The sequence below is a fragment of the Variovorax sp. UC74_104 genome, from assembly GCF_044055375.1.
Classification (GTDB): domain Bacteria; phylum Pseudomonadota; class Gammaproteobacteria; order Burkholderiales; family Burkholderiaceae_C; genus Variovorax.
The window spans coordinates 2,531,063-2,556,898 of record NZ_CP171978.1 but is presented as its reverse complement, the minus strand read 5'-3'; the positions used below and the strand labels follow the sequence as shown (position 1 = coordinate 2,556,898).

The window sequence follows — 25,836 nt, the reverse complement described above, 5'->3', positions numbered from 1 at the left end:
GTCACGCATCGAACAAGAAAGACCCAGGGATAGCAAATTCGAAGCCGCCAAGGCTCGTTCGGCCCGCTCATGCGGGTATTTTTTTGTCTGGCCGCGGCCGGACTCGAGGACGATGCATCGAGGCGACAGAATGCGCCCGGCCTCGGACCACGCCTCGGGCGTGAGCTATATTTCCTCCCATGGAAAAGGCGTCCGACATAGGCAAACCCACCGTTCCCATCGACCTGATCGGGCCGGACCACTGGCCACGCTCGAAGCGCGGCTCGGGCCGTGCGGCCAAGGTGATCCTGGCCATCGTGGGCGGCCTGGCAGCAGCCGGCGTGGTCGCCTACCGCTTCTTCGGCATCGGGCGCTGACCACTCGGCCCCGTCCATACGAGCAAAAGCCCGCCGTCCCGAGGACAGCGGGCTTTTTTCATGGGCGCAGGACAGGATCACCATCCAGCCCCTACTGAAGCCGCGAGCCCTTGGGCAGCCGCTTCGCCAGCCACTCATGCACGTCCGCACGGATGTTGCGGCCTTCGAGCAGGAAGTTCTCGTAGCGGCTTGGCACGTAAGGCAGATACACCAGCGGCATGCCTGCCTCCTCCGGCGTGCGCGCGGCCTTGCGGTTGTTGCAGGCCGCGCATGCGCTCACGAGATTGGTCCAGGTCCACGGACCTCCGCGCGATTCGGGCAGCACGTGCTCGCATTGCAGGTCGCGCTCGTGGAAGACGCCTGCGCAGTAGGCGCAGGTGTAGCGGTCGCGGCGCAGCAGCTTGCTCTTGGTGACGCTCGGAATCACGTCGAAGAGGTTGATCTTCGACGCACCGCGCAGCGCGATGATCGGTGCCACCTCGATGCGCGACTGCGCACCACGCGCCATGTTGAATCCGCCGCGCAGCGTGGCCAGCGGCTGATCGCCGTCTTCCCAGGCGACCGAGCCGGTCGCGTAGTGCAACACCGCCTGCTCCAGCGAGATCCAGGCTTGCGGCGTGCCCTGAATATCGAGTTGCAGGACGTGAGGGTGCATGAATCGCCTCCTTTCGCGGCGACGGTTGCGGGGTTGTTGATGAATGAAGGCAAGAAGCCATGGGGTACACGAACGGAATCGAACCGTCGTCAGCGGGACCACAACCCGCGGCTCTGCCATTGAGCTACGCGCACCATGAAGACGAAGAACAGACGGGTGACCAGCTACCACTCGCCGACCGCGCGAACGCGCTGGTCGAGATCGAGTGCTTCAAGCGGCGACTCGCGCCCCTGCTCGCACGAACTCGGGGTGCGGGGACCGGCCATGAGGCCGAAGCGCCGAACCAGGCCCAGCACCGTGCTGCGCTCGCGCGGCTGTGCCGGGCGGACGGCGATCATCCGGATCGGGGTATTGCGCTTGCGCATGGCGATTGCTCCTCGGTGATGTGACAGCGAACAAAAAAGCGAAGAAATGGCCCCACGTGCACGACTCGAACGTGCAACCCCTTGCTTCGTAGGCAAGTGCTCTGATCCATTGAGCTAACGCGGGTCGTAAACAAAAAGTGTCCGGTTACGAGTTCCGGCGCCGCCCAATCTTTGCGGCCGGTTTCCGCGGGAGGGCCATCTGCATGGCCCTGTCCCGCTCGGGTTCTGTTGTCTTGCTCGAAAAACGGTGATTCGCTTTCCATTTCGGTTGTGTCCTCACGCGACGGACAGCACGCTGGGCGCTGTCCCGTACGACGTCGCTGCACAGGAGTGATCAGTTCCTGCACATCCCGCCAGACCGTCTACGCGGTGGGTTCTGGCGGTGTGGTGAAGGCACACCCGAAATGAAAAACCAAAACAAAAGGCCCGGAACCTTGCGGTTTCCGGGCCTCCACATGAGAGAGCTTGGAAGGTGTGCGCCTATGCGCAACCTCCACCCGGTAGCACCTGATCCTCGAGTTTTCCAAAACGCAGGCTGGCTGCGGCTTTCGTGGAATACGCGCGGCTCCGGTGCTGGCTCGATCGGACCGACGGCATGCCGACGAAACCACCGCACGCCCAGACGCGCACGAGCGAGCGACCCGAAGCGGGTCGAATGCTGGTGAGGTTCAGTGCGGTGTTCACGATGGGTCCTGAGTCAAAAATTGCCGCTGTCGGCCGTTAGGGGTTGGAAAAATGGTACGGCTTGGGGCCGCGATTGAGGGCAACTGTAAATAGTGTTTACGACTGCGTCAACAACCGGGACAATCTTTTTTTGTCTTGTTGTTGTTTTTGAACAGTGCCCAATATCACCGTCGCGCGTCGCCGCAATGCGCTTGCGCTGCACCGCCGCTTTCTCGAAGAGGCCGTTGCCGCAGGCTTGCCAGCCAAGGGGCTGGACCAGGCGTTCGCGAAGAAGATCGAGATTTCCCCCAGCATGTGGAGCCAGATCAAGAGCTCCCGTCCCATTGGCGACAACCTGGCGAGGCAGATCGAAAAGCACTGCGGCGTCGAGCTCGGCTGGCTCGACGAGGAAGACCGGCCCAGCGAAGTGCCGGATGCTGCCGAGGAACGCTTCGTCGCCGCGGCCCGCGAAGCCTGGCGCAATGCCAACGCCAAGGGAAAGAAGGAACTCGCGGGCTGGCTGAAGAAGCGCGCGCAGGACGCCGCTGCCGGCAGCGAGCCCGCGTCCTGAAGAAGCCTCAGCCCAGCTCGGGGGCGTTGCGCACGATGGCCGCGCGCATGTCGTCCGGAATTTCGACGGCCCGATGGGTCTCCAGCGACGTCGTCACCAGCACCTGCTGCATCTGCATGCGCACTTCGCCGCTCACCGGCTCGAAGCAGCGCACGCGCAAGGTCATCGAGCGGGAGCCGAGACGCTCCACGGCCAGCCCCAGCATCACCTGGTCGCCCATGCGGCTCACCGCGCGGAAATCGACCTCGAGCTTCACCGTGGGCAGGCCGATGCGCCGCTGCGCCACCAGCCCGTGGTAGCTCAGGCCCAGGCCTTCGTTCACCCAGTCTTCGACGAGGCCGTTAAGCATCACGAAGTACTGCGGATAGAAGACGATGCCTGCCGGATCGCAGTCCGAGAAGCGGATCAGCCGCGGCCTGCAGAACTCTTTTGCGCCGGCCACGCTCAGCCCTCCTCGCCTGCCGGCTCGCCGCGCATCACGTGCACGCGCAGCAGGCCCAACTGGGTGTGCAGCTGCTTAACGGTCTTCATGTCGAGCCCCGAGAACATCTCGAGGATCCACTGCTCGTGCTCGCTCGCCATGGTCTCGAAGGTGCGGCGGCCCGTGGGCGTGAGACTCACGATCCAGGCCCGGCGGTCGTCGGGGCTGGGCGAGCGCGCCACCATGCCTTCGCGCTCGAGTTCGTCGGTCAGGCCGGTGACGTTGCCGCCGGTCACCATCAGGTAGCGCGACAGCACGCGCATCTTCAGGCCGTCCTTGTAGCGGTAGAGCTGCGCCATGTAGTCGAAGCGCGCCAGCGAGATGCCGAACCGCTCGCGCAGCCGGCGGCGGATTTCGGACTCGATCTGCGTGGTGCTGGCCAGCATGCGCAGCCACAGCTTGAGCACCGCGTGATCGTCGTGGCCGGCGCGGGCCTCGTGGCCCAGCTCTTCCGCATCGCTCAGCACGGCATGCGAGGCGTCGTTGCGTGTGCTCATGTCACTTCTCCCCCTGAAACCGAGATCGACTGCCCGGTGACCGATGCGGCACCCTCGCCGCACAGCCAGCGAACGGCATCGGCCACTTCGGCCGGCTGCACGATGCGCTTCTGCGGATTGACGCTGGAGAACTCCGCCAGCGCATCGGCCTCGCTGCGCCCCGTCTTGCCGACCACGTTGGCGACGCTGTTGCGCAGGATGTCGGTGTCGGTATAGCCCGGGCACACGGCGTTCACCGTGATGCCCTTGCGCGCCACCTCCAGCGCCAGCGAGCGCGTGAGCCCGACCACGCCGTGCTTGGCCGCGGTGTAGGCCGCCACGTAGGCATAGCCCTTCTGCCCCGCCGTGCTGGCGATGTTGACGATGCGGCCCCAGCCGGCGTCGAGCATGTCCGGCAGCGCCGCCTGCGCGCAGAGGAAGCTGCCCGTGAGGTTGACCGACAGCATCCGCTGCCAGAGCTCGAAGGAGGTCTTGAGGAAGGGCGCGCTCTCCGCAGCGCCCGCATTGTTGACGAGCACCACGACCGGCCCGCGTGCCGCCCGGGCCTCGGCAAACGCCGCCTGCACGGCCTCCGGGCTCGCCACGTCCGCGGCGACGACGCCGTGCCCGCTGCCGGCCAGCGAATCCGCCACCCGCTGCAGCGCCTCGCGGTCACGACCCAGCAATGTCAGCGTGGCGCCTTCGGCAGCCAGCGTGCGGGCGATCTCCGCCCCGATGCCGCGTGCAGCGCCCGTGACGAGGGCGTGCCGGCCAGTCAGTGAATTTGATTGCATACCTGAATGATTTAGTTCTGAACCATTTTAACCGGATGGCCCGGCAAGCCTTGTCAGCGCATGAAACGGCCGCCGTTGAGGTCCAGCGTCGCGCCGGTCATGAAGGCCGCCGCAGGAGAAGCCAGGTAGACCACGGCCGCCGCCACCTCCTCGGCCAGCCCGAAACGCCCGAGCGGAATGCCCGCCTGCAGCGCCTGCAGCCGCGCAGGTTCCATTGCATCGAGCGCGGGGCTTTGGATCGCCGCCGGGGCCAGCGCGTTCACCGTCACGCCATGAGGCGCCAGTTCCTGCGCGAACGACCGCGTCAGCGCCAGCATCCCGGCCTTGCTCGCCGCGTAATGCACGCCTGTCGCGCTGCTCGCCTGCTGCCCGGCCATCGAACCGAGGTTGACGATTCGGCCCCCGCCGCGCTCACGCATGTGGCGCCCGCGATGCGGCAGCCGAAGAAGCTGCCGCGCAGGTTGATGGCCAGCACGTCGTCCCACTCCTCGGGCGTGATGTCCCACAGCGAGGTCGATGGCGTGCGCGCCGCGTTGTTGACCAAGATGTCGACGCAGCCGAAATGCGCGACGGCCCTGTCGAAGCACTCGCGGAATGCCGCTTCGTCGCGCACGTCGAGCCGCAGCGCGAACCCGCCGATCTCGCCGGCCACGGCCCCGACCGCCGGCAGCTCGATGTCGGCCAGCGCCACCCGCGCGCCCGCCTGTGCCAGCCCTCTCGCGATGGCCGCGCCCAGGCCCTGCCCCGCTCCCGTCACGAACGCCACGCGCCCGGAAAGAGGAAGCTGCGGCGCCAGGTTCGTCATGCTCAGGCCTTCGCGGGCCGACCGTCCCAGGTCTGCGGCCCCACGCCGCGTTCCCGCAGCTTGAACTTCTGTACCTTGCCGTTCTCGGTGCGCGGCAGGTCGGCCAGCACATCGATGTAGCGCGGCACGGCGAAGTACGGCAGCCGGCCTTCGCAGAAGCGCGCGAGCTCGGCAGGATCGACGGTCGCGCCCTCGCGAACCACAAGCGCGGCCATCACCTCGTCCTCGGCGAGCTCGGAGCGCACCGGGTACACGGCGCACGAAGCCACAGCAGGGTGGCTCAGCAGCACCTGCTCGACCTCGAACGACGAGATGTTCTCCCCGCGCCGCCGGATCGCGTCCTTGATGCGGTCGACGAAACGGAAGGCTCCATCCGCATCGCGCACCACGCGGTCGCCGGTATGGAACCAGAGGTTGCGCCAGGCCTCGACGGTCTTCTCCGGCATGTTGAAGTAGCCGCTCGCGAAGGCGTAGGGCTCGTCGGCGCGCAGCAGCAGTTCGCCCGCCTCGCCGGGTGGGAGGGCCGCGTCGTCTTCGTCGGCCACGCGCGCCTGGAAACCCGGGCGCAGCCAGCCCATCACGCCGCCGCGCGGCGAATCGGGCGCGGTGGCGATGGCGAAGTTGGTCTCGGTCGAGCCATAGCCCTCCAGCAGCGACACGCCCGTGCGCGCCTTGAACGCGGCAGCGGCGGCAGCCGGCACGCCGGGCCCCGAACCCGATGCGCACGCGGTGGTCGCGCTCCCCGGCCCCTTCGGGCTGGGCCAGCAGGATCGGCACCATCGCTCCCAGCAGATAGACCACCGTCGCCCCGCTCGCGCGCATCGTCGGCCAGAAGCCCGACGCCGAGAAGCGCGTCTCGAACACCACCTGCGAGCCCGTCAGGGCAGCCTGCGCGAAGGTGTTGAGCGCGTTGATGTGGAAGAGCGGCAGCGTGGTGCACAGCACGTCGTCGGTGCCCACGCCGAGCACCTCCGCGGTGTTCACACCCCACCAGAAATACTGTGCGTGCGGGCAGACCACGCCCTTGGCGGGCCCCGTGGTGCCCGAGGTGTAGAGGATCGCGAGCGCGTCCCCAGGCTGCACCGGCGCAGGCTCGACGGGTTCCCCATGCGCGGGATACGCCACGACGCGCACGCCCGCAAGTGCCCGCCAGGCATCCGAAGCCGTCTCGCCGACAACCCAGATCTCCCGCAGCGCGGTACGCCCCAGGTCTGCCGCCGCAAGCCGCTCCAGGAAGCCCGCTTCGATCACCAGCAGCTTCGCCTCGCTGTTCGCAAGGAAGTATTCGATCTGCGGCCCCATCGACGCCGTATTGACCGGCACCGTCGAAGCGCCCAGCCATCCCGCACCCAGAAAACTTTCGAGAAACTCGACGCGGTTGCCGCACATCACCGCGATGCGATCGCCGCGAACCACGCCGGCCTGCGTCAGCGCGCCGGCCCGCGCCGCCGCAACGCGAGCCGCATCGCGGTGCGTCCACGCGCTCCCCGCGATCTTCAGCAGCGTGCGCGCGCCGAACAGTTCGGGCTGCCGCTGCAGCATCACCGGCAACGTACGTTGCGCGGGCGGTACGGCGCGGGGCTCAGTCGTCATCGTGCGTGCCTCCGCCGAGGTAGGTGGCCTGCACGCGCGAGTCGCTCGCCAGTTCGGCCGAGGCTCCCGAGAGCGCGATCTCGCCCGTCTCCAGCACATAGCCGTGGTCGGAGCTTTCGAGCGCGGCGCGCGCGTTCTGCTCCACCAGCAGGATCGACACGCCGTCCTCCCGCAGCTTGCGCACGATCGCCAGGATGTCGCGCACGATCAGCGGCGCCAGGCCCAGGCTGGGCTCGTCGAGCATCAGCAGGCGCGGCGCCGACATCAGCGCGCGGCCCACGGCCAGCATCTGCCGCTCGCCGCCCGAGAGCGTGTCGGCTCGCTGCGAGCGGCGCTCGGCCAGGCGCGGAAAGCGGTCGTACACCGACTGCAGCCGCTTCTTCATCGCGTCGCCGCGCAGCCGCTTGGCATAGGCGCCGAGCTGCAGGTTGTCGAGCACGGTGAGCTCGCCGAAGAGCTCGCGCTTCTCGGGCACGAGGCACAGGCCGCGCTCCACGCGCGCCTCCACGTCGAGCCCCTGCAGGTCCTCGCCCTCGAAGCGCAGCGTGCCCTTGCAAGGCAGCAGGCCCATGGCGGCGGCCAGCAGCGTGGTCTTGCCCGCGCCATTGGGGCCGATCACCGAGATGATCTGGCCTGGCTGCAGGTCGAGCGACACGCCGCGAACAGCTTCGACCTGCCCGTATGACACATGCAGGTCGCCGATCTCCAGCATCGCGGTCATACCGACACCCCCAGGCTCGTCACTTCGTGTACTTCGCGCGCCCCCTGAAGGGGGCCCGCGCCTTCGGGCGGCCGTGCGGCGCTCATACAACGCTCCCCAGATAAGCCGCCTGCACGCGCTCATCCGCGCGCACCGCCGAGGGCACGCCCTCCACGAGCTTGGAGCCGAAATTCATCACCACCAGCCTGTCCACCAGTTTCATCACGAAGTCCATGTCGTGTTCCACGATGAGGATGGTCACGCCTTCCTCGCGCAGCTTGCGCAGAAGGTCGCCGAGCGCCATCTTCTCCTTGCGCCGCAGCCCGGCCGCAGGCTCGTCGAGCACCAGCAGCACCGGGTCGGCGGCCAGCGCGCGAGCGATCTCCAGGATGCGCTGCGTGCCCAGCGGCAGGCTGCCCGCCTGCTCGTGCGCACGGTCGCCCAGGCCGATGCGGTCGAGCTGGCGCTGCGCTTCCTGCAGGATCTGCTGCTCTTCCGTGCGATCGAGCCGCAGGCCCGCCTTCAGGATGCCCGAGCGCGTGCGCGAATGCGCGCCCAGCGCCACGTTGTCGAGCAGGCTCATGTGCGGGCGCAGCTTCACGTGCTGGAAAGTGCGCGCCAGCCCCAGCCGCGCCACCTCGCGCTGCGGCATGCCGGCGATGTCGTGCTCGAGGAAGCGCACCTGGCCCGAGCTCATCGGCAGCGTGCAGGTCAGCAGGTTGAACATGGTCGACTTGCCCGCGCCGTTCGGCCCGATCAGCCCGACGATCTCGCCGGCCTTCACGTCGAAGCTCACGTCGTTCACCGCCACCAGACCGCCGAAGCGCTTGACCGCGCCGTTCACCGACAGCACGGGCGAGCCGCGGGCGGGCAGCGTGCGGTTGGGCAGCGGGTCGACCGCGGGCCCTTCGTGGCGCGAAGGCCCCCGCGCGCCGGCGCGGCGTCGCGTCCAGCGGCGCAGCAGCCCCATCACGCCGCCGCGCGCGAAGTGCAGCAGCAGGATGAAGAGCGCGGCGAAGGCCACTGCCTCCAGCTGGCCGGCGCGCTGCGTGAGCATCGGCAGTACGTCCTGCAGGCCGTTCTTCAGCACCAGCACCAGAGCGGCGCCCACCAGCGCCCCGCCCAGCTGGCCCAGGCCGCCGGCCACCGCCATCAGCAAATACTCGATGCTGGCGCGCACGTCGAATGGCGACGGGCTCACGAAGCGGTTCATGTGGGCGTAGAGCCAGCCCGCCAGCCCAGCGAGCAGGGCCGCAGTGACGAAGAGCGAAAGCCGCACGCGGTAAGCGTCCGCCCCCACGCTCGCCAGCAGCGTCGCGCCGCCGCGCAGTCCACGGATGGCGCGCCCCGGCCGCGACTGCAGCAGGTTGTGGCTGAACAGGCAGGCCAGCCCCACCACCGTCCAGATCAGCCAGTACATCGCACGCGGATCGGCCAGCGACCAGCCCGCGATCTGCAGTGCCGGAATGTTCGACAGGCCCGTGTGCCGGCCCAGACCATCGACGTTGCCGAACAGCATCGCGATGGAGAGCCCCCAGGCGATGGTGCTCAGCGGCAGGAAGTGCCCGCCCAGCCGCAGCGTGAGCATGCCGATGGCCAATGCCGACAGCCCCGTGAGCAGCAGCGCGAACAGCAGCCCCAGCCAGGGCGACATGCCCTGCGCAGTGGTGAGCCACGCGGTCGCATAGGCCGCGATGCCCACGAAGGCCGCCTGCCCGAACGAGGTGGCGCCGCCCACGCCGGTCAGCAGCACGAGGCCCAGCGCCACGAGCGCGCCGATGCCGATGTCGTTGAGCAGCGAGACGGTGAAGCTGCCCGCGAACACCGGCACCAGCGCCAGCACCACGACCAGCCCGACGATCCACGCCATGCGTTTGCGATTGCCGTTCATTCGTCCACCTCGTCTTCTTCCTCTTCGGCATGCGCGGCCGCGAAGGAGCGCAGCATCAGCACCGGGATCAGCAGGCTGAACACGATCACGTCCTTCAGCGCGCCGCTCCAGAACGAGGCGAAGCTCTCCACCACGCCGACCGCCAGCGCGCCCACGGCCGTCATCGGGTAGCTCACGAGGCCACCGATGATCGCGGCCACGAAGGCCTTCAGGCCGATGATGAAGCCCGAGTCGTAGTACATCGTCGTCACCGGCGCGATCAGCACGCCGATCAGCCCCGCCAGCAGCGAGGCGCAGCCGTATGCCAGCAGCGCGGTGCGCACCGGCCGGATGCCGACCAGCCGCGCGCCCACGCGGTTCACCGCCGTCGCACGCAGCGCCTTGCCGGCCACCGTGCGCTCGAACACCAGGAAGAAGAGGCCGCTCAGCACGATGGCCGCCCCCACCATCAGCACCACCTGCCCGCTGACGGTGAAGCCTTCGCCCAGCGTGAACACGGCGCTGGTCAGCGGCGTGGTGCGCGAACCCTCGGGCCCGAAGAACAGCAGGCCCAGGCCCGACAGCAGGAAGTGCAGCGCGAGCGACACGATCAGCAGCACCAGCACCGAGGCATCGGCGATCGGCTGGAAAACCACCCGCGCCAGCAGCGGCGCGATGGGCACCACCAGCAGAACCGCCACCGCGATGTGCACCGCCACCGGCACGCCGGGCCGCGCCGCGAGCCACGCCAGCGCGCAGGGAATGGCTGGCAGCACGCCCCAGGTCAGCACCGCCTTCGGAATGCGCGCGGTCTCGCCGCGCCGCAGGAGGCTGCCGACTTCGGTGGCCAGCGCCAGCGCCGCGAGCACCGCGACCATGCCGATGGTCGGCGGCACGCGGCCGGTCTCGAAGGCCGCGAGCGACAGCGCCGCGAAGGCCGCGATGTCGCCGAAGGGCACGAACACCACCCGCGTGACTGAGAAGATCAGCACCAGCCCGAGGCCGGCCAGCAGATAGATGGCACCGTTGGCGAGGCCGTCGGTGATGAGGATGAGGGCCACGTCCCAGGTCATCGCGCGGCCCTCCACAGAGTCGAAGGCAAGAGGTTCAAGGTGCGAGCTTCCATTGGCCGTTGTCGAGCTTGACGATCACCCGGGCGCGTTCATCCACGCCGTAGAGGCTGCCGGGCTTGAAGGTGTAAACGCCGTGCGTGCCCACCACTTCCTTGGTGCTGAAGATGGCGTCGCGCAGCGCCACGCGGAACTCGGGCGTGCCCGGCTCGGCCTTCTTCATCGCGCGCGATGCCGCATCGGCGAACACCAGCCAGCCGTCGAAGGAATAGGCAGAGAAGGCATCGCTGGTCGGTGCGTTGTTGACCTTCTGGAAGACGGCACGGAAGTCGGTCGCGATCTTCTTCGTCGGGTAGTCGGCCGGCAGCTGCTCGGCCACGATCACCGGGCCCGTCGGCATCAGCGCGTTCTGACCTGCCGCGCCGACCACGCGCACGAAGTCGGGGTTGATGAGTCCGTGCTGGCCGTAAACGCCGCCCTTGAAGCCGCGCTCCTGCAGCGCCAGGAACGGCAGCGCGCCCGGCGTGCCGGCGCCGCCGGTCATCACCGCGTCGGGGCGCAGCGCCACGATCTTCAGCACCTGCCCGGTCACCGAGGCGTCGGCGCGCGCGTAGCGCTCGTTGCTCACCACCTTGATGCCGGCGGCGGGCGCGGCCTTCATCAGCGCCTCGTACACCAGGTCGCCCCAGGCGTCGGAGAAGCCGATGTAGCCCACGGTCTTCACGTTGTTGCGCTTCATGCGCTCGACCACCGCGTCGATCATGAGCTGCGTGGGCTGGGCCACCGTCATCACCCAAGGGTTCTCGTTGGGGTCGAGCAGGATGGGCGTGAGGCCGATCAGCGGCGTCTTCGCCTCCTTGCTGACCTGCGCCATGGCAATGGCGGCGGGCACGCCGGAAGTGCCCATGAGCACGTCGACCTTCTCCTCCTCGATGAGCTTGCGCGCATTGCGCCCGGCCGTGGTCGGGTCGGAGCCGTCGTCGAGCACGACGAGCTGGATCTTGCGGCCGTTCACCTCGCCCTTGTAGGCGAGTGCGGCCTGCATGCCCTTGGCGTAGGGCACGCCCAGCGAGGAGTTCGGCCCCGACAGCGACACGCTCAGGCCGACCTTGAGGTCGGCCGCGAATGCGCTGGCAACGCCACAGGCGGTCAGCGCGGCGGCAAGGGCGCCGCGCGTCAAGGTCTGCATCAGGCTCTTCATGTCGTAGCTCCGGTGAGGATGGTTGGAATGGACAACGGGTAACTCGGATGGATCAGATGAACAACTGGATGGCGGGCAACGCGCGCGGGGCGTTGAGCAGGTCGATGCGCTTCTCGCGGATCAGCCATCCCGTGGACGTGCGAACGAGGTGGTGGCGTGCGGTGCCGCTCAGCAGCAGTTGCCCTTCGCCGCGCGCCTCGACGTAGAGGAACGGCGTGCGCAGCCACGCTTCATCGCCCTCCTCGCGCTCGATGCGCGAGGGCTGCAGCACATGCTGGCTGTGGCTGGCCGGATGCTGCGAATGCGCGCGCGGGTTCTTCAGCCGCTCCACGCGAAGCTGCAGCAGCAGGCGGTCTTCGAAGGCCAGCGAGTTGTGCGAGAAGGGATCGGCCTGCGCCGCGCCGAGCAGCGGCACCCAGTAGTGGCCGTCTTCCGCGAACAGGGCCAGCCAGTCGTCGAAGCGGCGCTCGTCGAGCAGCGCCGCCTCATGGGCGACGAAATCGCGCGGATCCGTCATGCCGTGGCCTCCATGCCCGCCGCCATGGCCTTCGCCCAGGCGCGGAACTGGTTGCGCATCAGCAGTTCGTTGGTGCCGTTGGTGGTGATCGTGGCCTGCTGCTTCTCGGCCGGGTCGAAGTTGCGATGCAGGCTCACCCATTCGTTGCCGCCCGCGCGCAGGCCCTGCTGGATGCTCTCGAACAGGTGCACGTCGTCGTGCGCGACCACCGACATCGGCGAGAACACCAGCCGGTTGTAGCTCATGGCACGTTCGAAGAGCAGCGCAGGCGCGCCGGCCGCGCTGAAGCTCCACGCCTCGATCAACGTGCGGTCGGCCGCCAGCGGGCGGATCACGCGGATGGCCAGCGGCGAGCCCTTGACCGACAGGCTCGGAAAGAAAACCGAGTTCTGCGGCGAGCGCTGCAGGATCTCGGCCGCGCGCGCCTCGCCATGCGCAGCGCTCATGGCGGCTTCGTACTCGGGCAGCTGCGCGTAGTTGGAGTGGATGCTGAAGTTCACCCCCAGCACGCTGTGGCCGTTGGCGAACGCGCGCCCGCCCATCCTGTCGAAGAACTCGTAGCCCGCGCCGAAGGGCAGGATCTGCTCCATCGCCATCGGCTTGGGGTCGGAGGGCGCATGGCCCTCCCACAGCGCCTCGGCCGCCTTAGTGGCCGACTCGTGCGTGGACATCGGATGCACCGTGTCGTTGATGTTCTCCAGGTACATCTTCCAGTTGCAGTGGACGATGTTGCGCAGCACGCCGCCACCCACCGTGAGCTTGCCTTCGGGCGAACGGTCGACCATGTTGTCGATGGCGCCCAGCACCTCGCCGAAGTACTCGTCGAACGAAGGGCCGGTGTCGGAAAGGCGCACGAACACGAAGTCGCGGTACACCTTCACGTTCTTCACCACCGAGAGCCCCTGCCCCGACTCGCAAGCCTTGAGCTGCGTGCCCTCGTAGCCGTTCTTCAGCGGCAGGCCGAGCGGCGCGCCGTCGAGCTTGTAGGTCCAGGCGTGGTACGGGCAGCGGAAGAAGCGGCCGGTGTTGCCGCACTCGTCCGTCACCAGCTGCGTGCCCTTGTGGGCGCAGCGGTTGTAGAGCACGTGAACGTCGCCGTCGGGCTGGCGCACCATGAGCAGCGGCCGTCCGGCGATCTCCTGGGTCACGAAGTCGCCGGCCTGCGGCACCTGGCTCGCATGGCCCAGGAAGACCCAGGTGCCGGCGAACAGATGCTCCTGCTCCAGCGCGAAAAGCTCCTCGCTCAGGTACAGGTCGCGGTGCACCCGGTCGTCCTGCACCAGCGCCGCGACGAGATCGGGGCGATTGCGGTAGGTGGTCATGGCTGTGCTCGGTGGCCGGTCCGGGGGCTACGGGACCAATTTCCACTGGCCCTTGGTCATCTGCACGATGACCACGCCGCGCTGGTCGGAGCCGTAGCGGTCGTCGGGCTTGAAGGTGTAGATGCCGTGCGTGCCCACCAGCTCCTTCGTGCTCACGATCGCATCGCGCAGCGCCGTGCGGTAGGCCTGCGTGCCCGGCTCGCCCTTGGTGCGCGAGGCCGCGTCCGCCAGCAGCAGGAAAGCGTCGTAGGTGTACGACGAGAAGGCATCGGTCGGCACCGCGCCGTTGAGCTTCTGGTACGCATTGCGAAAGCCCATCGACACCTTCTTGATCGGGTTGCTGTCAGGCAGCTGGTCGGCCACCAGCACCGGACCGCTGGGCACTTGCAGGCCCTCGATGGAAGCGCCGCCCACGCGCACGAAGTCGGCGTTGATGAGGCCGTGCGTGCCGTAGATCCTGCCCTTATAGCCGCGCTCGGCCAGCGCGATGTAGGGCAGCGCGCCCGGCGTGCCCGAGTTGCCGGCGAACACCGCGTCGGGCCGGGCCGCGACGATCTTCAGCACCTGCCCGGCCACCGACGAATCGCTGCGCGCATAGCGCTCGTTCGCCACCACCTTGATGCCGGCCGCGTCGGCGCTCTTGACCAGCGAGTCGTAGGCCAGGTCGCCCAGCGCGTCGGAGAAGCCGATGAAGGCGACCGTCTTCACGCCCGAAGCTTTCATGCGCTCGACCACGCCCGCCACCATGAGCTGGAAGGGCTGCGACACGGTCACGGTCCACGCGCCCTCGGAGCCGGGAATGGTCACGGGCGTGGGCGAGATCAGCGGCGTGTTGAGCTCGCGCGCCACCGAGGCGATGGCCATCGCGCCGGGCACGCCGGATGTGCCGATGAGCACGTCGACCTTGTCCTCGGTCACCAGCTTGCGCGCGTTGCGGCCCGCCGTGGTGGGGTCGGAGGCATCGTCGAGCACGATGAGCTGCACCTTGCGTCCGGCGATCTCGGGACGTTCCGCGATCGCGGCGCGGATGCCCTTCTCGTACGGCACTCCAAGCGCGGCCACGGGGCCGGAGAGCGAGCTGATGAAGCCGATCTTCAGGTCGGCAGCCATGGCCTGCGCCGCGGCGAGGGCGGCGGCTGCAGCGACTGCCGTGGCGGCGAGGATGCGGGTGATCTTTTTCATGGGGGTCTTCACGTCGGGCGTTTCAGGGAACGAGCTTCCATTGGCCCTTGTCGAGCCGCACCACGACGCGAGAGCGGTCGTCCGAGCCGTAGCGGTCGGTCGGCTTGAAGTTGTAGACGCTGTGCGTGCCCACCAGCTCCTTGGTGCTCACGATCGCGTCGCGCAGCGCCACGCGAAACTGCGGCGTGCCGGGTTCGGCCTTGCTGGCCAGCGCGCGCTGCGCGGCGTCGAGATAGATCAGCCACGCATCGAAGCTGTAGGCCGAGAAGGTGTCGGTGGGCGGTGCGCCGTTGGCCTTCTGGAAGGCGGCGCGGAAGTCCATCGCGATCTTCTTCATCGGGTTGGCGTCGGGCAGTTGCTCGGCCACCACCACCGGGCCCGTGGGCGCCAGCAGGCCTTCGACCGACGCGCCGCCGACGCGGATGAAGTCGGGGTTGATCAGCGAGTGCATGCCGTAGATCTTTCCCTTGTAGCCGCGCTCCTGCAGCGCCAGGTAGGGCAGCGCGCCCGGCGTGCCCGATGCGCCGGTGATCACCGCGTCGGGGCGCAGCGCCACGATCTTCAGCACCTGGCCAGCCACCGACGAGTCGCTGCGCGCATAGCGCTCGTTGCTCACCACCTTGATGCCGGCGCCGGGCGCGGACTTCATGAGCGCGTCGTACACCAGGTCGCCCCAGGCGTCGGAATAGCCGATGTAGGCGACCGTCTTCACGCCCGACTGCTTCATCTTCTCGACCATCGCGCCCATCATCAGCGGCGCGGGCTGCGGCAGCGTCACCATCCACGCGCCGTCTTCGCCCGCCAGGTCGGCGTTGGCGATGGAGATCAGCGGCGTCTTCGTCTCGCGCGCCACGCCGGCGATGGCCAGCGAGCCCGGCGCGCCGGCCGTGCCGATGATGACGTCCACCTTGTCCTCCTCGATCAGCTTGCGCGCGTTGCGCGCCGCCGTGGACGGGTCTGACGCATCGTCGAGCTGGATCACCTGGACCTTGCGGCCGCCGACTTCCGACTTGTAGGCCACGGCCGCTTTCATGCCCTTGTCGTACGGAATGCCCAGCGACGACACCGGCCCCGACATCGAAGTGATGAAGCCGACCTTGAGATCGGCGGCCCACGCGCCCGCGGCGCCCGTCAGCGCGCCGAGGCCCGCGGCGATGGCCGCGAATGTGCGAATTCGGTTCAGTACTTTCATGGCGGTGCTCCAGAGGTGGTTTTTTTGAGGGACGAGAGAAAGCAGGAAGGCGAGAAGAGGTTCAGAGGGCGAGACTTCCGACGCTGGTGCCGCCGCACACGTACAGCACCTGGCCTGTGACGAAGCTGTTGTCGGCATCCGCGAAGAAACGCACGGCGCGTGCCACGTCGGCCGATTCACCGAGCCGCCTGACGGGCACCGATGCGGCGAGCGCGCGTTCCTTGTCGCTGCCGGCCTCGACCACGTCGTAGAACATGTCGGTGCGGATGGGGCCCGGCGCCACCACGTTCACCGTGATGCCGTCGCCCGCGAGCTCCAGCGCCCAGGTGCGCGCCATGCCCAGCATGCCGGCCTTGGTGGCCGAATAGCTGGTGCGCGTGGCCAGCCCCAGCGCGGCGCGCGACGACAGCAGCACCACGCGGCCGAAGCGCTGCGCACGCATCGCGGGCAACGCACCTTGCACGAGCTGGATCGCACAGCCCAGGTGCAGGTCGACCAGCGCGTCGAGGTCGTCGAGCTTCACGTCGGGCAGCAGCGCGGCGCGGATCACGCCCGCGTTGTGCACGATGGTGGTGGGCGAGAAGCGCTCGACCAGTTCGCGCACCGCCTCGCCGGTGGCGGCGCGGTCGCTCAGGTCGACCTCGATGCTGTGCAGCTTCGGGTGGTCGATCTCGGCCTTGCGGCGCGCGAGCGACACCACCTCGTAGCCCTGCGCGAGCAGGTCTTCGCAGATGGCCTTGCCGATGCCTGCGCTGCCGCCGGTGACGGCCGCGACCTTGGGGGCGGCCGCGCTCACGCCTGCGCTCCCACCAGCGCCAGCACGCGCAGCGGACTGCCGCTGCCCTTCTCGATCTTCAGCGGCGGGCAGATCAGCACCGCACCCGAAGGCGGCAGCAGGTCGAGGTTGCTCAGGCACTGCAGCCCGTAGCGGCCCGCACCGTGCATGTAGTAGTGGCACGGGTACGGCGGGCGCAGGTGGTAGCCCTGCCCGGCATCGGTGCCGATGGCTTCGGAACCGAAGCCCAGCACGTCGCGCTGCTCGACCAGGAAGCGCACGGCCGCGGTGCTCGGGCCGGGCGTGTGCTGGCCCGTCTCGTCGAAGTTCTGGTAGGCCTCGGGGTCGGTGCGCTTCGACCAGTCGGTGCGCATCAGCACCCACGCGCCCTTCGGGATGCGGCCGTGCGCAGCCTCGTAGGCCTCGATGTCTTCCAGGGTCAGCAGGTAGTCGGGGTCGTCCTTCACCTGCGGCGAGCAGTCGATCACGCAGGCCGGCGCCACGAAGTGCTGCACGGGGATGGTGTCCACCGAGTTGTTCGGCAGGTCGCGGCCCGAGATCCAGTGGATCGGCGCGTCGAAGTGCGTGCCGGTGTGTTCACCGCAGGAAAAATTGTTCCAGTACCAGCCGGGTCCGCGCTCGTCGTACTTCGACACCTCCTCGATTCGGAAAGGCCAGCACTGGCCCATCTCGGGCGGCAGCGCGATCTGCGGGAACTCGGGCGTCAGTGTCTGCGTGAGGTCGATCACGCGGATGCGGCCGCTGGCCATGGCGGTCACCAGGCCGCCGAGGATCTCGGCGGTGGACATCAGTTCGGTCGTCGTGGTCATTCGTTGGCTCCTGTCTCAACCGCCTGCGGCCAGCTCGCGCTCGAGCACCTTGGGGTTGTCGCGCCAGCGCTCCAGCCACTCCTGCGCCACGTCGCCGGGGTATACGTCTTCCACGCCGTCGCGCAGCGCCTTCACGATGGCGTTGGCCAGTGCCGAGGGCGCGAGCTTGGGCGGTGGCGTGTGCTGGTTCCATTCGTCGTCGATGGGACCGGGGAACACGTTGATCACGCGGATGCCGGCGGGCCGCATCTCCGCGCGCAGGCATTGCGCGAGCGAATGCGCCGCCGCCTTCGATGCGCTGAAGGTGCCGTGCGGCGGGAAGTTGCTCAGCGCGTAGATCGACAGCAGGTTGACCCACGCGGTCGCACCCGTCACGCCGTCGGCCGAGCGGCCTTTCAGCGCGGGACCAAACTCCTGCGCGAGGCGCAGCAGCCCGAAGTAGTTGATGTCCATCTCGGCCTTGGCCACATCGGTGCCGCGCCGCGCGCCGATGCCGAAGGTGCGGTGCACCTCCGCGTTGTTGATGACGATGTCGACCTTCCCGCCGATGGAGCCCGCGAGCTCCGTGACCTGCCGGCCGTTGGTCAGGTCCAGCGGCACCAGCGTGACCTGCGGCAGCGCCGAGATGTCATCGAGGCCGTCGCCCATCTTCTTCCAGGGCTCGGCGTGGCCGACCCAGACGATGTCGGCGCCGGCCTTCACCAGCGCGCGCACGATGGCCTGGCCGGTCTCCGTCTTGCCGTCGGTCACCAGCACCTTGCGGAACTTGGGGTCGCTGGTCATCTCGCGCAGCATCTTGTCGTCGGCCATGTGGGGACTCCCTTCGTTCGGAAAACCAATGAGAACGGCCTGGCCCGCACGGTCGAGCCGTGCGCCTACGCGCACCCTCTGTGGCGCGTCGCCGACCTCGCCATGCAGGTGGACCATGAGCGTGGGGCCGGCATCCAGGTGCACCAGGCCCAGCCGCCAGGGCAGCCGCTCGCGGAAGAACAGGTCGTTGCTGTGATGCAGCGTGGTGCTGCCGAGCAGTTCGCCCTCGCCGCTTTGCTGCCGCCAGCGCAGCGCGGCGGAAAGGCACTTGTGGCAGACCTCGCGCGGCGGGTACTGCACCGTGCCGCAGTCGTCGCAGGTCTGGAGTTCGAAGCGGCCTTCGGCTGCGGCCGCGGTCAGGCCCAGCGCCACGCGGCCGCGCGCGCCAGGCGGCAGGTTCATCTGCCGGGTGCGCAGCACCGGGTTCTTGCGCGGGGGGCGCATCAAGGGCATGGTCATGCCGATCTCCCGAGGATCACCGCGCCTGTGCACAGGCAGCGGTCGTAGGTCACCATGCCGAAGCCGGCGACGAGGCCCAGCTGTGCGTCGGGCACGGCGCGCGCGCCGGCTTCGCCGGTCAGCTGCCGGATCGCCTCGACCATGCCGAGGAAGCCGCCCGCAGCCCCCGCCTGCCCCGCCGAAAGCTGCCCGCCGCTCGTGTTGTTCGGAAAGCTGCCGTCGAAAGTCATGGTGTTGGCCTGCACGAAGGCCGGGCCCTCGCCCTTCTCGCAGAAGCCCAGGTCTTCGAACTGCATCATCACGATGACGGGGTAGTCGTCGTAGGTCTGCACGAAGTCGAGCTCCGCTGGCTGGATTCCGGCCTGCGCGTAGAGGTCGTCGCGGTCCTTGCGCCAGCCGCCCTGCACCATCACCGGGTCTTCGGCGTAGGCGTTATGGCGCTCGATGGCGCCGCGGATCACCACGTGCGCCAGTCCCAGGTCACGGGCGCGCTCCTCGCTCATCACGAGAAAGGCGTCGGCACCGGCGCAGGGCATCACGCAGTCGAACAGGTGGATCGGGTCGGAGATGGGCCGCGCGGCCATGTACTCGTCGAGCGTCAGCCCCTTCTTGAACATCGCGTTCGGGTTGCCCAGCGCGTTGGTGCGCTGGTCGACGCAGATGCGGCCGAAATCCTCGCGCCTGGCGCCGTAGGTGCGCATGTAGTTGGCGGTGATGAAGGCGAAGATCGAGTTCGGGCCGCCCGAGCCGTAGGGGTAGCTCGCATCGCGCGCGAAGTTGCTGAAGCTGCCCAGCGTCTGGCGGAAGGAATCGACGTGGTTGGTGTCGGCCCCCACGCAGGCCACGATGTCGGCATCGCCCGCCTGCACCGCGCGCGCCGCACGGCGCAAGCACATCACGCCCGATGCACCGCCGGTGGGCACGTGGTCGAGCCAGCGCGGCGACAGGCCCAGGTGCTGGGTGACGCCCACGGCCGTGTCGGGTGCGAGCGAGAAGCTGCTGAGGCACAGGCCGTCGATCTGTTCCTTGGGCACGCCGCTGGCCTTCACCAGCGCCTGGATGGCCTGGCCGACGAACCAGTGCGCGGTGCGCGTGGAGTAGCGCACGTAGGGCACGGTGATGGGCACCGCGACTGCGACGCCTTCGTACGAGAGCCGCTTCGCCGTCATGCCTGCCTCTTCTTCATCGAGCGGGTGTCGATGCAATGGGCCTGGCCGGGCAGCGACTGCGCCATGTCGCGCAGCTGCCCACGCTGGATCTTCTGCGACGGCGTGAGCGGCAGTGCATCGACGAAGGCCACGTAGCCGGGTGCCTTGTAGTAGGCCAACTGCGCCAGCGCGTGCTGGACGATGCTGGCCGCAGTCTGTTCGAGCTGCGAGGCATCAGTGCCCTCGCGCATCACGATGCAGGCCAGCACCTCGTCTCCGCGCACTTCGTCGGGCGTGGCCGCCACGGCCGATGCCTTCACCGCCGGATGCTGGTTGAGCACGCTCTCGACCTCGACGGCCGAGATGTTCTCGCCGCTGCGGCGGATCACGTTCTTCTTGCGATCGACGAAGAAGCAGTTGCCCTCGGCATCACGGCGCACCAGGTCGCCGGTGTGGAACCAGCCGTCGGCCCAGGCTTCGCGCGTGGCCTCGTCGTCCTTCAGGTAGCCGGAGAAGAAGTGGCGCCGCGGATCTGGGCCGGCCGAGCGCACCAGCAGTTCGCCGGGCGCATCTACGCCGACGTCGCTGCCGTCGTCGCCCACCAGGCGGATCTCGACGAAGTCTTCCTGCCGGCCGAAGCAACTGGTGCCCACCAGGCGCGGCTCGCGGTTGGCCATGATGCAGGCGGCCGCGCCGGTCTCGGTCATGGCCCAGGCCTCGACCAGCGGAAAGCCGAAGCGTTCCTCGAAGGGTGCGTGGTTCTTGCGGTCCACGCCGGCGCCGAAGCCCCAGCGGATGGCATGGTCGCGGTCGGCCGCCGATGCGGGTGCCGACAGCAGCATCGCGGGCATCACGCCCAGGTAGTGGACGATGGTCGCGCTGCTCTCCTTCGCGCTCGCCAGCCAGGTCTTCGGATGGAAGCGGTCGAGCTGCACCAGGCAGCCGCCCGCGACCAGCACCACCATGGTGGAGAAGGCCATCGCGTTCATGTGGTTGAGCGGCAGCGGCGTGATGACGCGCTCCTTGTCGGGTCGGATGCTGCACACGCCATCGAGCGCCGCGTACCACTCGCCCGCGCGCAGGAAGTAGGCATTGCTCAGGATGCAGCCCTTGGGGCGCCCCGTGGTGCCCGAGGTGTAGAGAAGGCCGCATTCGGTGTCGATGCCCACGGGCTCGCCAGCGCGCGGCGCGGCTGTCTTCGCGGGCGGCACCGCGTCGTCCGGGCCCATGGTCTCGAAGGCGATGCCTGCCTGTGCGGCCGCCGCGCGCAGATCGACCGCGCGCTCGGGCAGCGTCACGGCCAGGCCTATCTCGCTGTGGCCGATCAGGTAGACCAGCTCGGCCGAGCGCATCTCAGCATTGATCGGCACCACGCTCACGCCCAGTGCGTTCAGCGCGAGCCAATGGAAGATGAAAGCCGGCCGGTTCTCCAGCAGCAGGCCGACGCGATGGCCGTGGCCGTAGCCGGCGCGTGCGTAGGCCGCGCGCAGCCGCTCGATGCGCTCCGCAGCTTCGCCCCAGCGGATGGCGCCCGCTTCGATGCCGTAGGCGGCGGCGGTCACCGATTCGGTGAAAAGGAATTCGGCCTGCGGCGTGCGGGCCGCGGTGGGCTGCGAAGACGTCGTGGACGGTGGCGTGCGGCATCTCGTCCCTGTCAGATGAAGAGTTGCACGGCCGGCAGGGCCGCGTCGCAGTTGAGGAGGTTGACGCGCTTGAGCGTCATGCGCAGCGCGCCGTCCTGCACCGTGAGGTGGTGGAAGAAGGTGCCCACGTAGAACTGGATCTCGTCGCCCTGCGACTCGGTGTAGTGGAACGAGGTGCGCACCACGTAGCGGCGGGATTCCGCGTCGAACTGCTCCACCACCGGCACCTGCAGCAGGTGATGGCAGCGGCTCGGCGGCTGCTGCGAGAAGGCGCGTGGGCTCTTCAGGCGCTCGATGCGCAGCTCGCGCAGGAGCTTGTCCTCATAGAGGTGCGAGGTGTGATTGAGACCATCCTCCTGATCGGGAATCAGCGGTATCCAGTAAAAGGCGTCGTCGGTGAAGAGCGCGTTCCACTCCTCGTAGCGGCGGGTGTCGAGCAGGTAGGCCTCGTTCACGACGAAGTCGATCAGGTGCTGGCGGGTGATTTCTGACGCGCTGCCGGCCATCACATCGTCTCCGTCATGCGTTGCACCCAGCTGCGGTATTGGTTGCGCATGGGCAGCTCGTTGGTGCCGCCGGTGGTGATCTCGCCGCCCTTCAGCTCGGTCGGGTCGTAGTCGCGGTGCAGGCTGACCCACTCGTTGCCGCTCGCGTGCAGGCCGGCCTGCATACCGCGATAGGCCTGCAGGTCGTCATGGCCCACCACCGAGAAAGGCGAGTTGATGAGGCGGTTGTACATCGCGGTGCGCTGCAGCAGTTCCGGCGGTGCGCCCTTGAGGCGGAAGGTCCAGCTCTCGATGAGGGTCTTGTCGGCCGAGATCGGCTTGACCACGCGGATCGCCTGGATCGCGCCCTTGATCGTGAGGTTCGGGTAGTAGACGGTGTTGTGCCGTGCCATGCCGAGGATCTGCGCGGTCTTCTCGTCGCCGTAGCGCGCCTTCATGGCGTTGTCGTACGCGGGGATCGCCTTGTACTTGCTGTGGATGCTGAAGTGCACGCCGGTGAAGCTGTGGCCGTTGTCGTACGTGCGGATGCCCATGTCCTCGAAGAACTTGTAGTCGGACATGAAGGGCACGAACTGCTCCACCGCCATGGGCTTGGGCTCGCTCTCGGGCTTGTCGGCCCACATGCGCTTGGCGGTGCCGGCCGAGGACTCGTGCGCCACCATCGGATGCATGGTGTCGTTGAGGTTCTCCACGAACATCTTCCAGTTGCACTGGTGCATGAAGCGCAGGCAGCCGCCGGCGATCTCCAGTTCGCCCTCGGGCGAGCGGTCGGCCATGTTGTCGATGGAGCTCAGCGAGTCGCCGAAGTACTCGTCGAAATCGGGGCCGGCGTCGTTGATCTTCACGAAGATGAAGCCGCGGTGGCTGCGCACGTGCTTCACGGTGGTCAGGCCCTTGCCCGATTCGCACTCGTGCAGCTGCGTGTTCTCGTAGCCGGTCTTCAGCGGAATGGCCAGCGGCGCGCCGTCGGTCTTGAAGGTCCAGGCGTGATAAGGGCAGCGGAAGAACTTGCCGGTGTTGCCGCAGGGCCCGTTGACCAGGCGCGAGCCCTTGTGGGCGCAGCGGTTCATCATCACGCGCACGCTGCCGTCGGAGTGGCGCACAACGATCAGCGGACGTCCGGCGATCTCGTTGCTGATCCAGTCGCCGGGCTTGGGCAGCTGGCTCTCATGGCCGACGTAGTTCCAGGTGTTGGCGAAGAAGTGCTCCTGCTCCAGCTCGAAGAGTTCCTGGCTGGTGTACAGGTCGCGGTGCACCCGGTCGTTCTGCACCAGCGCGCGGATGGCATCGGGGTTGTCTCTGTACGAGGTCATGGCGTTCATGTCTCCTTGCTTCAGATATCCAGCACCAGGCGCGCACCCTTGGCACGCGAGATGCAGATCTGCATGACGTTGCCTTGCGCCTTCTCGCGGGCGGTGAGCACGTAGTCGCGATGGTCGATCTCGCCTTCGAGCACGGGCACGGCGCACACGCCGCATTCGCCGCGCTTGCAGTCGAACATCGGGTCGCAGCCCTGCTCGATGAGGCAGTCGAGGATGCTCTGGTCCGCCGGCACCGTGAAGCACTGGCCCGACTGCGCCAGCTCCACTTCGAAAGGCTGGTCGCCCTCTTCCGCCACGGGCTCGGTGAAGAGCTCGAAGTGCACGCGGTCATGCTCCCAGCCGCGCGCCTGGGTGCGTTCGAGCACCGCGTCGAGCATGACCTTGGGGCCGCACACGTACAGGCGGTCGCCGGCGGGAACGCCGTCGAGCAGTGCGTCGATGGCCAGCGGCGTGCCTGCTTCGGCATCGGCGTGCACGTGCAGGTCGTCGCCCAGCAGCGCCTGCAGCTCGGGCAGGAACGCCATCAGCTCGCGGCTGCGGCCGGCGTAGTGCATGCGCACCGCCGCGCCCTCGGCACGACGTCGCGCGGCCATGGTGGCAAGCGGCGTCACGCCGATGCCGCCCGCCACGAGCACCGAGCCGCCCGGGCCGGTGTGCAGCGGAAAGTCGTTCTTCGGCGGCTCGATGGCGATGGTGTCGCCCTCCTTCAGCCCCTCGTGCATGAAGCGCGAACCGCCGCGGCCTTCGGCTTCCTTGCGCACCGCGATCACGTACTCGGTCGGTGCGTTGGTGGCGTTGCGCGCCGTGTCGAAGTTGATGAGCGAGTAGTGGCGCCAGTCGGTCTTGCCATCGGCCAGCGATACCTGCACACGGATGTGGGCACCGGCCGCGAAGCCGGGCAGCGCGCGGCCATCCTCGGCACGCAGGCGAAGCATGCGGATCAGCGGATTCAGTTGCCGCGCTTCGGTGACGCGCAGCGGAATGGTGGCCGAGGGGGTGCTCATCTTCGTGGTTCTCTCTTCAGGCCAATGCGTGCTGCGCCAATGCGGCCTGCAGCTTGTGGCCGTGCTCGTCGGCGAGCGCCGCGTCGCGCAGCTCGCGCAGCGTGGCCGGTGCGAGCCTCTCGCCCGCGCGCTCGAAGGCGCGCATCACGGTGTCGTAGTTGCGGATGCCGCGCTCGTGCGTGTCGCTGTAGCCCTTGACCAGGCGCTGGCACTGGGCGAGCTCGACGGCAAGGTCCGGATTGCGCTGCGCCGTGGCGGCGATGCGCTGCAGCCACTCCTCGATGCGGCGGTTCTCCTCGGCGTAGCGGATGGTCGACAGGCGCCAGCGCCTGCATGCCGCCACCATGCGCAGCATGAGGTAGCCGCGCAGCGAGCTGGTCTGGATCACGCGGCCGTGCTGCGTGAAGCGCTCGACGATCTTCTTCGGCAGCGTGGAATTCATCAGCCAGCGGCCGATGCCGCCGGGCAGCGTCTCGCAGATCTCCTGCAGGCGCGGGTGCATGTACTCGTTGATGGCGAGCACCTGGCCGGGCTGCACGCGCGCCTCGCCGCGCACGCGCTCGAAGCGGGTGGCGCGGGTCTTCAGGGCCGCGACGCGGGCGGTGTCTTCGTAGGACATCCAGAGCGCGAGGTGGCGCGCGGTCTCGCGCAGCAGGCGGTGGTCGCCCGCAGGTAAGGCCGCGATGGAGGCCATGCGGTCGAGGTAGAGGCCGGCGTAGGCCGGGTCTTGGTAGTCGATGAGGCGGCGCACGCCTTCGAGCAGCAGGTCTTGCGCTTCGGCCGGGAAGCTGCTCTGCACGCGCTCGACCAGTGCGCGCACCGCAGGGTGGCGCGGCTGTGGTGCGGGGGCGGCGATGGGTGATTCCTTCACCGGCTCGCCGTCGTCGCCGCCCTGCGCGCGTTCGAACGCCGCACCGAAGGCCTTGAGGCTGGGCTTCACGCCCACGCCACCGCGTTCGATGGTCGCCTCGAACTGCGCGCGGCTGAAGGGCAGCACGCCCGAGCCCGCCAGCGCACCGAAGAGCACCGCGCTGATCACGCTGCCCGAAGCCTCAGCGGCCTGGGCCATGTCGAAGCGGATGAAGCGCTTGGCGGCGTTTGCGGTGTGGGCGAGGAGCTGGCCGCTGTCGACGCGGCCGTCGCCCATCGCGCTCTTTTCGGCGATGGAGAACACGCGATGCGTGGATGCGATCAGCGTGGTGCGCTCGCGCGTGACCAGGCCGCGCTGCACGGCACGGCCGGCTTCCATCAGCTCGGATGCGAGCACCACGTCGACGTCGCCCGGCAGCGGCATCAGCGCGAGCACCGGCGTGCCGCAATCGGCTTCGGCCTGCGCAGCGGGGTACAGCTCGACGTAGTAGATCGTCGCGCCAGTGCGCTGGGCTACGCCCGGCACGGAGGTGGTCTGGGCGACGTAGCCGTTGGCCTCGCCCATGTCGACGATCCAGTCCGCGAGCACGCCGCCGCCCTCCCCGCCCATGGCGAGGATCGCGATCTTGATCGGTTGGGCTTTGCTGTTCGTCATC

General features: G+C 68.4%; 25 protein-coding genes, 2 tRNA genes and 2 pseudogenes. 2 read left to right on the top strand and 27 right to left on the bottom strand.

Annotated elements, in window-relative coordinates; translation table 11 throughout:
* The first annotated feature begins 179 nt into the window (after nt 1–179).
* The gene (locus tag ACHMXA_RS11955) at nt 180–356 is read left to right on the top strand and encodes a hypothetical protein (protein WP_176664578.1); all 177 of its coding nucleotides are present in this window, start codon (nt 180–182) and stop codon (nt 354–356) included.
* Nucleotides 357–447: 91 nt separating this feature from the next.
* On the opposite strand, the gene ACHMXA_RS11950 is transcribed toward ACHMXA_RS11955, so the two are convergent.
* The 4 genes from ACHMXA_RS11950 to ACHMXA_RS11935 form a co-directional block, all read right to left on the bottom strand.
* Nucleotides 448–1,011, bottom strand: a complete 564-nt coding sequence (locus ACHMXA_RS11950; protein ID WP_395320763.1) for an HNH endonuclease — start codon at nt 1,009–1,011, stop codon at nt 448–450.
* 60 nt (nt 1,012–1,071) lie between these two features.
* Nucleotides 1,072–1,145, bottom strand: a tRNA-His gene (locus ACHMXA_RS11945).
* Nucleotides 1,146–1,175: 30 nt separating this feature from the next.
* A complete protein-coding gene (locus ACHMXA_RS11940; RefSeq protein ID WP_176664576.1) occupies nt 1,176–1,376 on the bottom strand; it encodes a short-chain dehydrogenase in 201 nt (66 codons plus the stop codon).
* 47 nt (nt 1,377–1,423) lie between these two features.
* Nucleotides 1,424–1,500 (bottom strand) — tRNA-Arg (locus ACHMXA_RS11935).
* Between the two features lie 714 nt (nt 1,501–2,214).
* Between ACHMXA_RS11935 and ACHMXA_RS11930 the strand changes: the two genes are divergently transcribed.
* The gene (locus tag ACHMXA_RS11930) at nt 2,215–2,610 is read left to right on the top strand and encodes a hypothetical protein (protein WP_176664575.1); all 396 of its coding nucleotides are present in this window, start codon (nt 2,215–2,217) and stop codon (nt 2,608–2,610) included.
* Between the two features lie 7 nt (nt 2,611–2,617).
* On the opposite strand, the gene ACHMXA_RS11925 is transcribed toward ACHMXA_RS11930, so the two are convergent.
* From ACHMXA_RS11925 to ACHMXA_RS11815, 23 genes and pseudogenes are all read right to left on the bottom strand, one after another.
* The gene (locus ACHMXA_RS11925) at nt 2,618–3,052 is read right to left on the bottom strand and encodes a thioesterase family protein (RefSeq protein ID WP_176664574.1); all 435 of its coding nucleotides are present in this window, start codon (nt 3,050–3,052) and stop codon (nt 2,618–2,620) included.
* 2 nt (nt 3,053–3,054) lie between these two features.
* A complete protein-coding gene (locus tag ACHMXA_RS11920) occupies nt 3,055–3,588 on the bottom strand; it encodes a MarR family winged helix-turn-helix transcriptional regulator (protein WP_176664573.1) in 534 nt (177 codons plus the stop codon).
* Nucleotides 3,585–4,361 (bottom strand): SDR family NAD(P)-dependent oxidoreductase, encoded by a 777-nt coding sequence (locus ACHMXA_RS11915; RefSeq protein ID WP_176664572.1) that lies wholly within the window; start codon nt 4,359–4,361, stop codon nt 3,585–3,587. The genes ACHMXA_RS11920 and ACHMXA_RS11915 overlap by 4 nt, the downstream gene beginning before the upstream one ends.
* 53 nt (nt 4,362–4,414) lie before the next feature.
* On the bottom strand, nt 4,415–4,738 hold the full coding sequence (locus ACHMXA_RS11910) for an SDR family oxidoreductase (protein WP_395320759.1): 324 nt from the start codon (nt 4,736–4,738) through the stop codon (nt 4,415–4,417).
* On the bottom strand, nt 4,666–5,166 hold the full coding sequence (locus ACHMXA_RS11905; protein ID WP_395320757.1) for an SDR family NAD(P)-dependent oxidoreductase: 501 nt from the start codon (nt 5,164–5,166) through the stop codon (nt 4,666–4,668). The genes ACHMXA_RS11910 and ACHMXA_RS11905 overlap by 73 nt, the downstream gene beginning before the upstream one ends.
* Nucleotides 5,167–5,168: 2 nt before the next feature.
* Nucleotides 5,169–6,759, bottom strand: a pseudogene (locus tag ACHMXA_RS11900) (ATP-dependent acyl-CoA ligase).
* Complete coding sequence (locus ACHMXA_RS11895; RefSeq protein ID WP_126022780.1) at nt 6,749–7,480, bottom strand: ABC transporter ATP-binding protein; 732 nt, start codon at nt 7,478–7,480, stop codon at nt 6,749–6,751. Before ACHMXA_RS11895 ends, ACHMXA_RS11900 begins: the two are co-directional and overlap by 11 nt.
* Nucleotides 7,481–7,562: 82 nt before the next feature.
* The gene (locus tag ACHMXA_RS11890; RefSeq protein WP_176664569.1) at nt 7,563–9,350 is read right to left on the bottom strand and encodes an ATP-binding cassette domain-containing protein; all 1,788 of its coding nucleotides are present in this window, start codon (nt 9,348–9,350) and stop codon (nt 7,563–7,565) included.
* On the bottom strand, nt 9,347–10,402 hold the full coding sequence (locus ACHMXA_RS11885) for a branched-chain amino acid ABC transporter permease (protein WP_176664568.1): 1,056 nt from the start codon (nt 10,400–10,402) through the stop codon (nt 9,347–9,349). Before ACHMXA_RS11885 ends, ACHMXA_RS11890 begins: the two co-directional genes overlap by 4 nt.
* 34 nt (nt 10,403–10,436) lie before the next feature.
* A complete protein-coding gene (locus ACHMXA_RS11880) occupies nt 10,437–11,600 on the bottom strand; it encodes an ABC transporter substrate-binding protein (RefSeq protein ID WP_176664567.1) in 1,164 nt (387 codons plus the stop codon).
* A 52-nt stretch (nt 11,601–11,652) separates the two neighbouring features.
* Nucleotides 11,653–12,117 (bottom strand): aromatic-ring-hydroxylating dioxygenase subunit beta, encoded by a 465-nt coding sequence (locus tag ACHMXA_RS11875; protein ID WP_176664566.1) that lies wholly within the window; start codon nt 12,115–12,117, stop codon nt 11,653–11,655.
* The gene (locus tag ACHMXA_RS11870; RefSeq protein ID WP_176664565.1) at nt 12,114–13,439 is read right to left on the bottom strand and encodes an aromatic ring-hydroxylating dioxygenase subunit alpha; all 1,326 of its coding nucleotides are present in this window, start codon (nt 13,437–13,439) and stop codon (nt 12,114–12,116) included. The genes ACHMXA_RS11875 and ACHMXA_RS11870 overlap by 4 nt, the downstream gene beginning before the upstream one ends.
* A 27-nt stretch (nt 13,440–13,466) precedes the next feature.
* The gene (locus ACHMXA_RS11865) at nt 13,467–14,621 is read right to left on the bottom strand and encodes an ABC transporter substrate-binding protein (protein WP_176664564.1); all 1,155 of its coding nucleotides are present in this window, start codon (nt 14,619–14,621) and stop codon (nt 13,467–13,469) included.
* Nucleotides 14,622–14,643: 22 nt separating this feature from the next.
* A complete protein-coding gene (locus ACHMXA_RS11860; protein ID WP_176664563.1) occupies nt 14,644–15,813 on the bottom strand; it encodes an ABC transporter substrate-binding protein in 1,170 nt (389 codons plus the stop codon).
* Between the two features lie 61 nt (nt 15,814–15,874).
* Nucleotides 15,875–16,609 carry an SDR family NAD(P)-dependent oxidoreductase gene (locus ACHMXA_RS11855; RefSeq protein WP_395320751.1) on the bottom strand — a complete coding sequence of 245 codons (735 nt, stop codon included), beginning with the start codon at nt 16,607–16,609 and terminating at the stop codon, nt 15,875–15,877.
* Nucleotides 16,606–17,418 carry a cyclase family protein gene (locus ACHMXA_RS11850; RefSeq protein ID WP_093198749.1) on the bottom strand — a complete coding sequence of 271 codons (813 nt, stop codon included), beginning with the start codon at nt 17,416–17,418 and terminating at the stop codon, nt 16,606–16,608. Before ACHMXA_RS11850 ends, ACHMXA_RS11855 begins: the two co-directional genes overlap by 4 nt.
* A gap of 15 nt (nt 17,419–17,433) precedes the next feature.
* Nucleotides 17,434–18,687: an SDR family NAD(P)-dependent oxidoreductase gene (locus ACHMXA_RS11845; RefSeq protein ID WP_301506629.1), complete on the bottom strand. Its 1,254-nt coding sequence runs from the start codon at nt 18,685–18,687 to the stop codon at nt 17,434–17,436.
* Nucleotides 18,684–19,856, bottom strand: coding sequence for a thiolase family protein (locus ACHMXA_RS11840; protein WP_395320749.1), 1,173 nt, complete (start codon nt 19,854–19,856; stop codon nt 18,684–18,686). Before ACHMXA_RS11840 ends, ACHMXA_RS11845 begins: the two co-directional genes overlap by 4 nt.
* Nucleotides 19,853–21,479, bottom strand: a pseudogene (locus tag ACHMXA_RS11835) (AMP-binding protein). The gene ACHMXA_RS11840 and the pseudogene ACHMXA_RS11835 overlap by 4 nt, the downstream one beginning before the upstream one ends.
* A gap of 10 nt (nt 21,480–21,489) precedes the next feature.
* Nucleotides 21,490–21,984, bottom strand: a complete 495-nt coding sequence (locus ACHMXA_RS11830) for an aromatic-ring-hydroxylating dioxygenase subunit beta (RefSeq protein ID WP_176664557.1) — start codon at nt 21,982–21,984, stop codon at nt 21,490–21,492.
* Nucleotides 21,984–23,297, bottom strand: a complete 1,314-nt coding sequence (locus ACHMXA_RS11825) for an aromatic ring-hydroxylating dioxygenase subunit alpha (RefSeq protein WP_395320746.1) — start codon at nt 23,295–23,297, stop codon at nt 21,984–21,986. The genes ACHMXA_RS11830 and ACHMXA_RS11825 overlap by 1 nt, the downstream gene beginning before the upstream one ends.
* 20 nt (nt 23,298–23,317) lie before the next feature.
* Complete coding sequence (locus ACHMXA_RS11820; RefSeq protein WP_395320744.1) at nt 23,318–24,310, bottom strand: PDR/VanB family oxidoreductase; 993 nt, start codon at nt 24,308–24,310, stop codon at nt 23,318–23,320.
* 16 nt (nt 24,311–24,326) lie between these two features.
* Nucleotides 24,327–25,835, bottom strand: a complete 1,509-nt coding sequence (locus ACHMXA_RS11815; RefSeq protein ID WP_395320742.1) for an indolepyruvate oxidoreductase subunit beta family protein — start codon at nt 25,833–25,835, stop codon at nt 24,327–24,329.
* Nucleotide 25,836 lies beyond the last annotated feature (1 nt).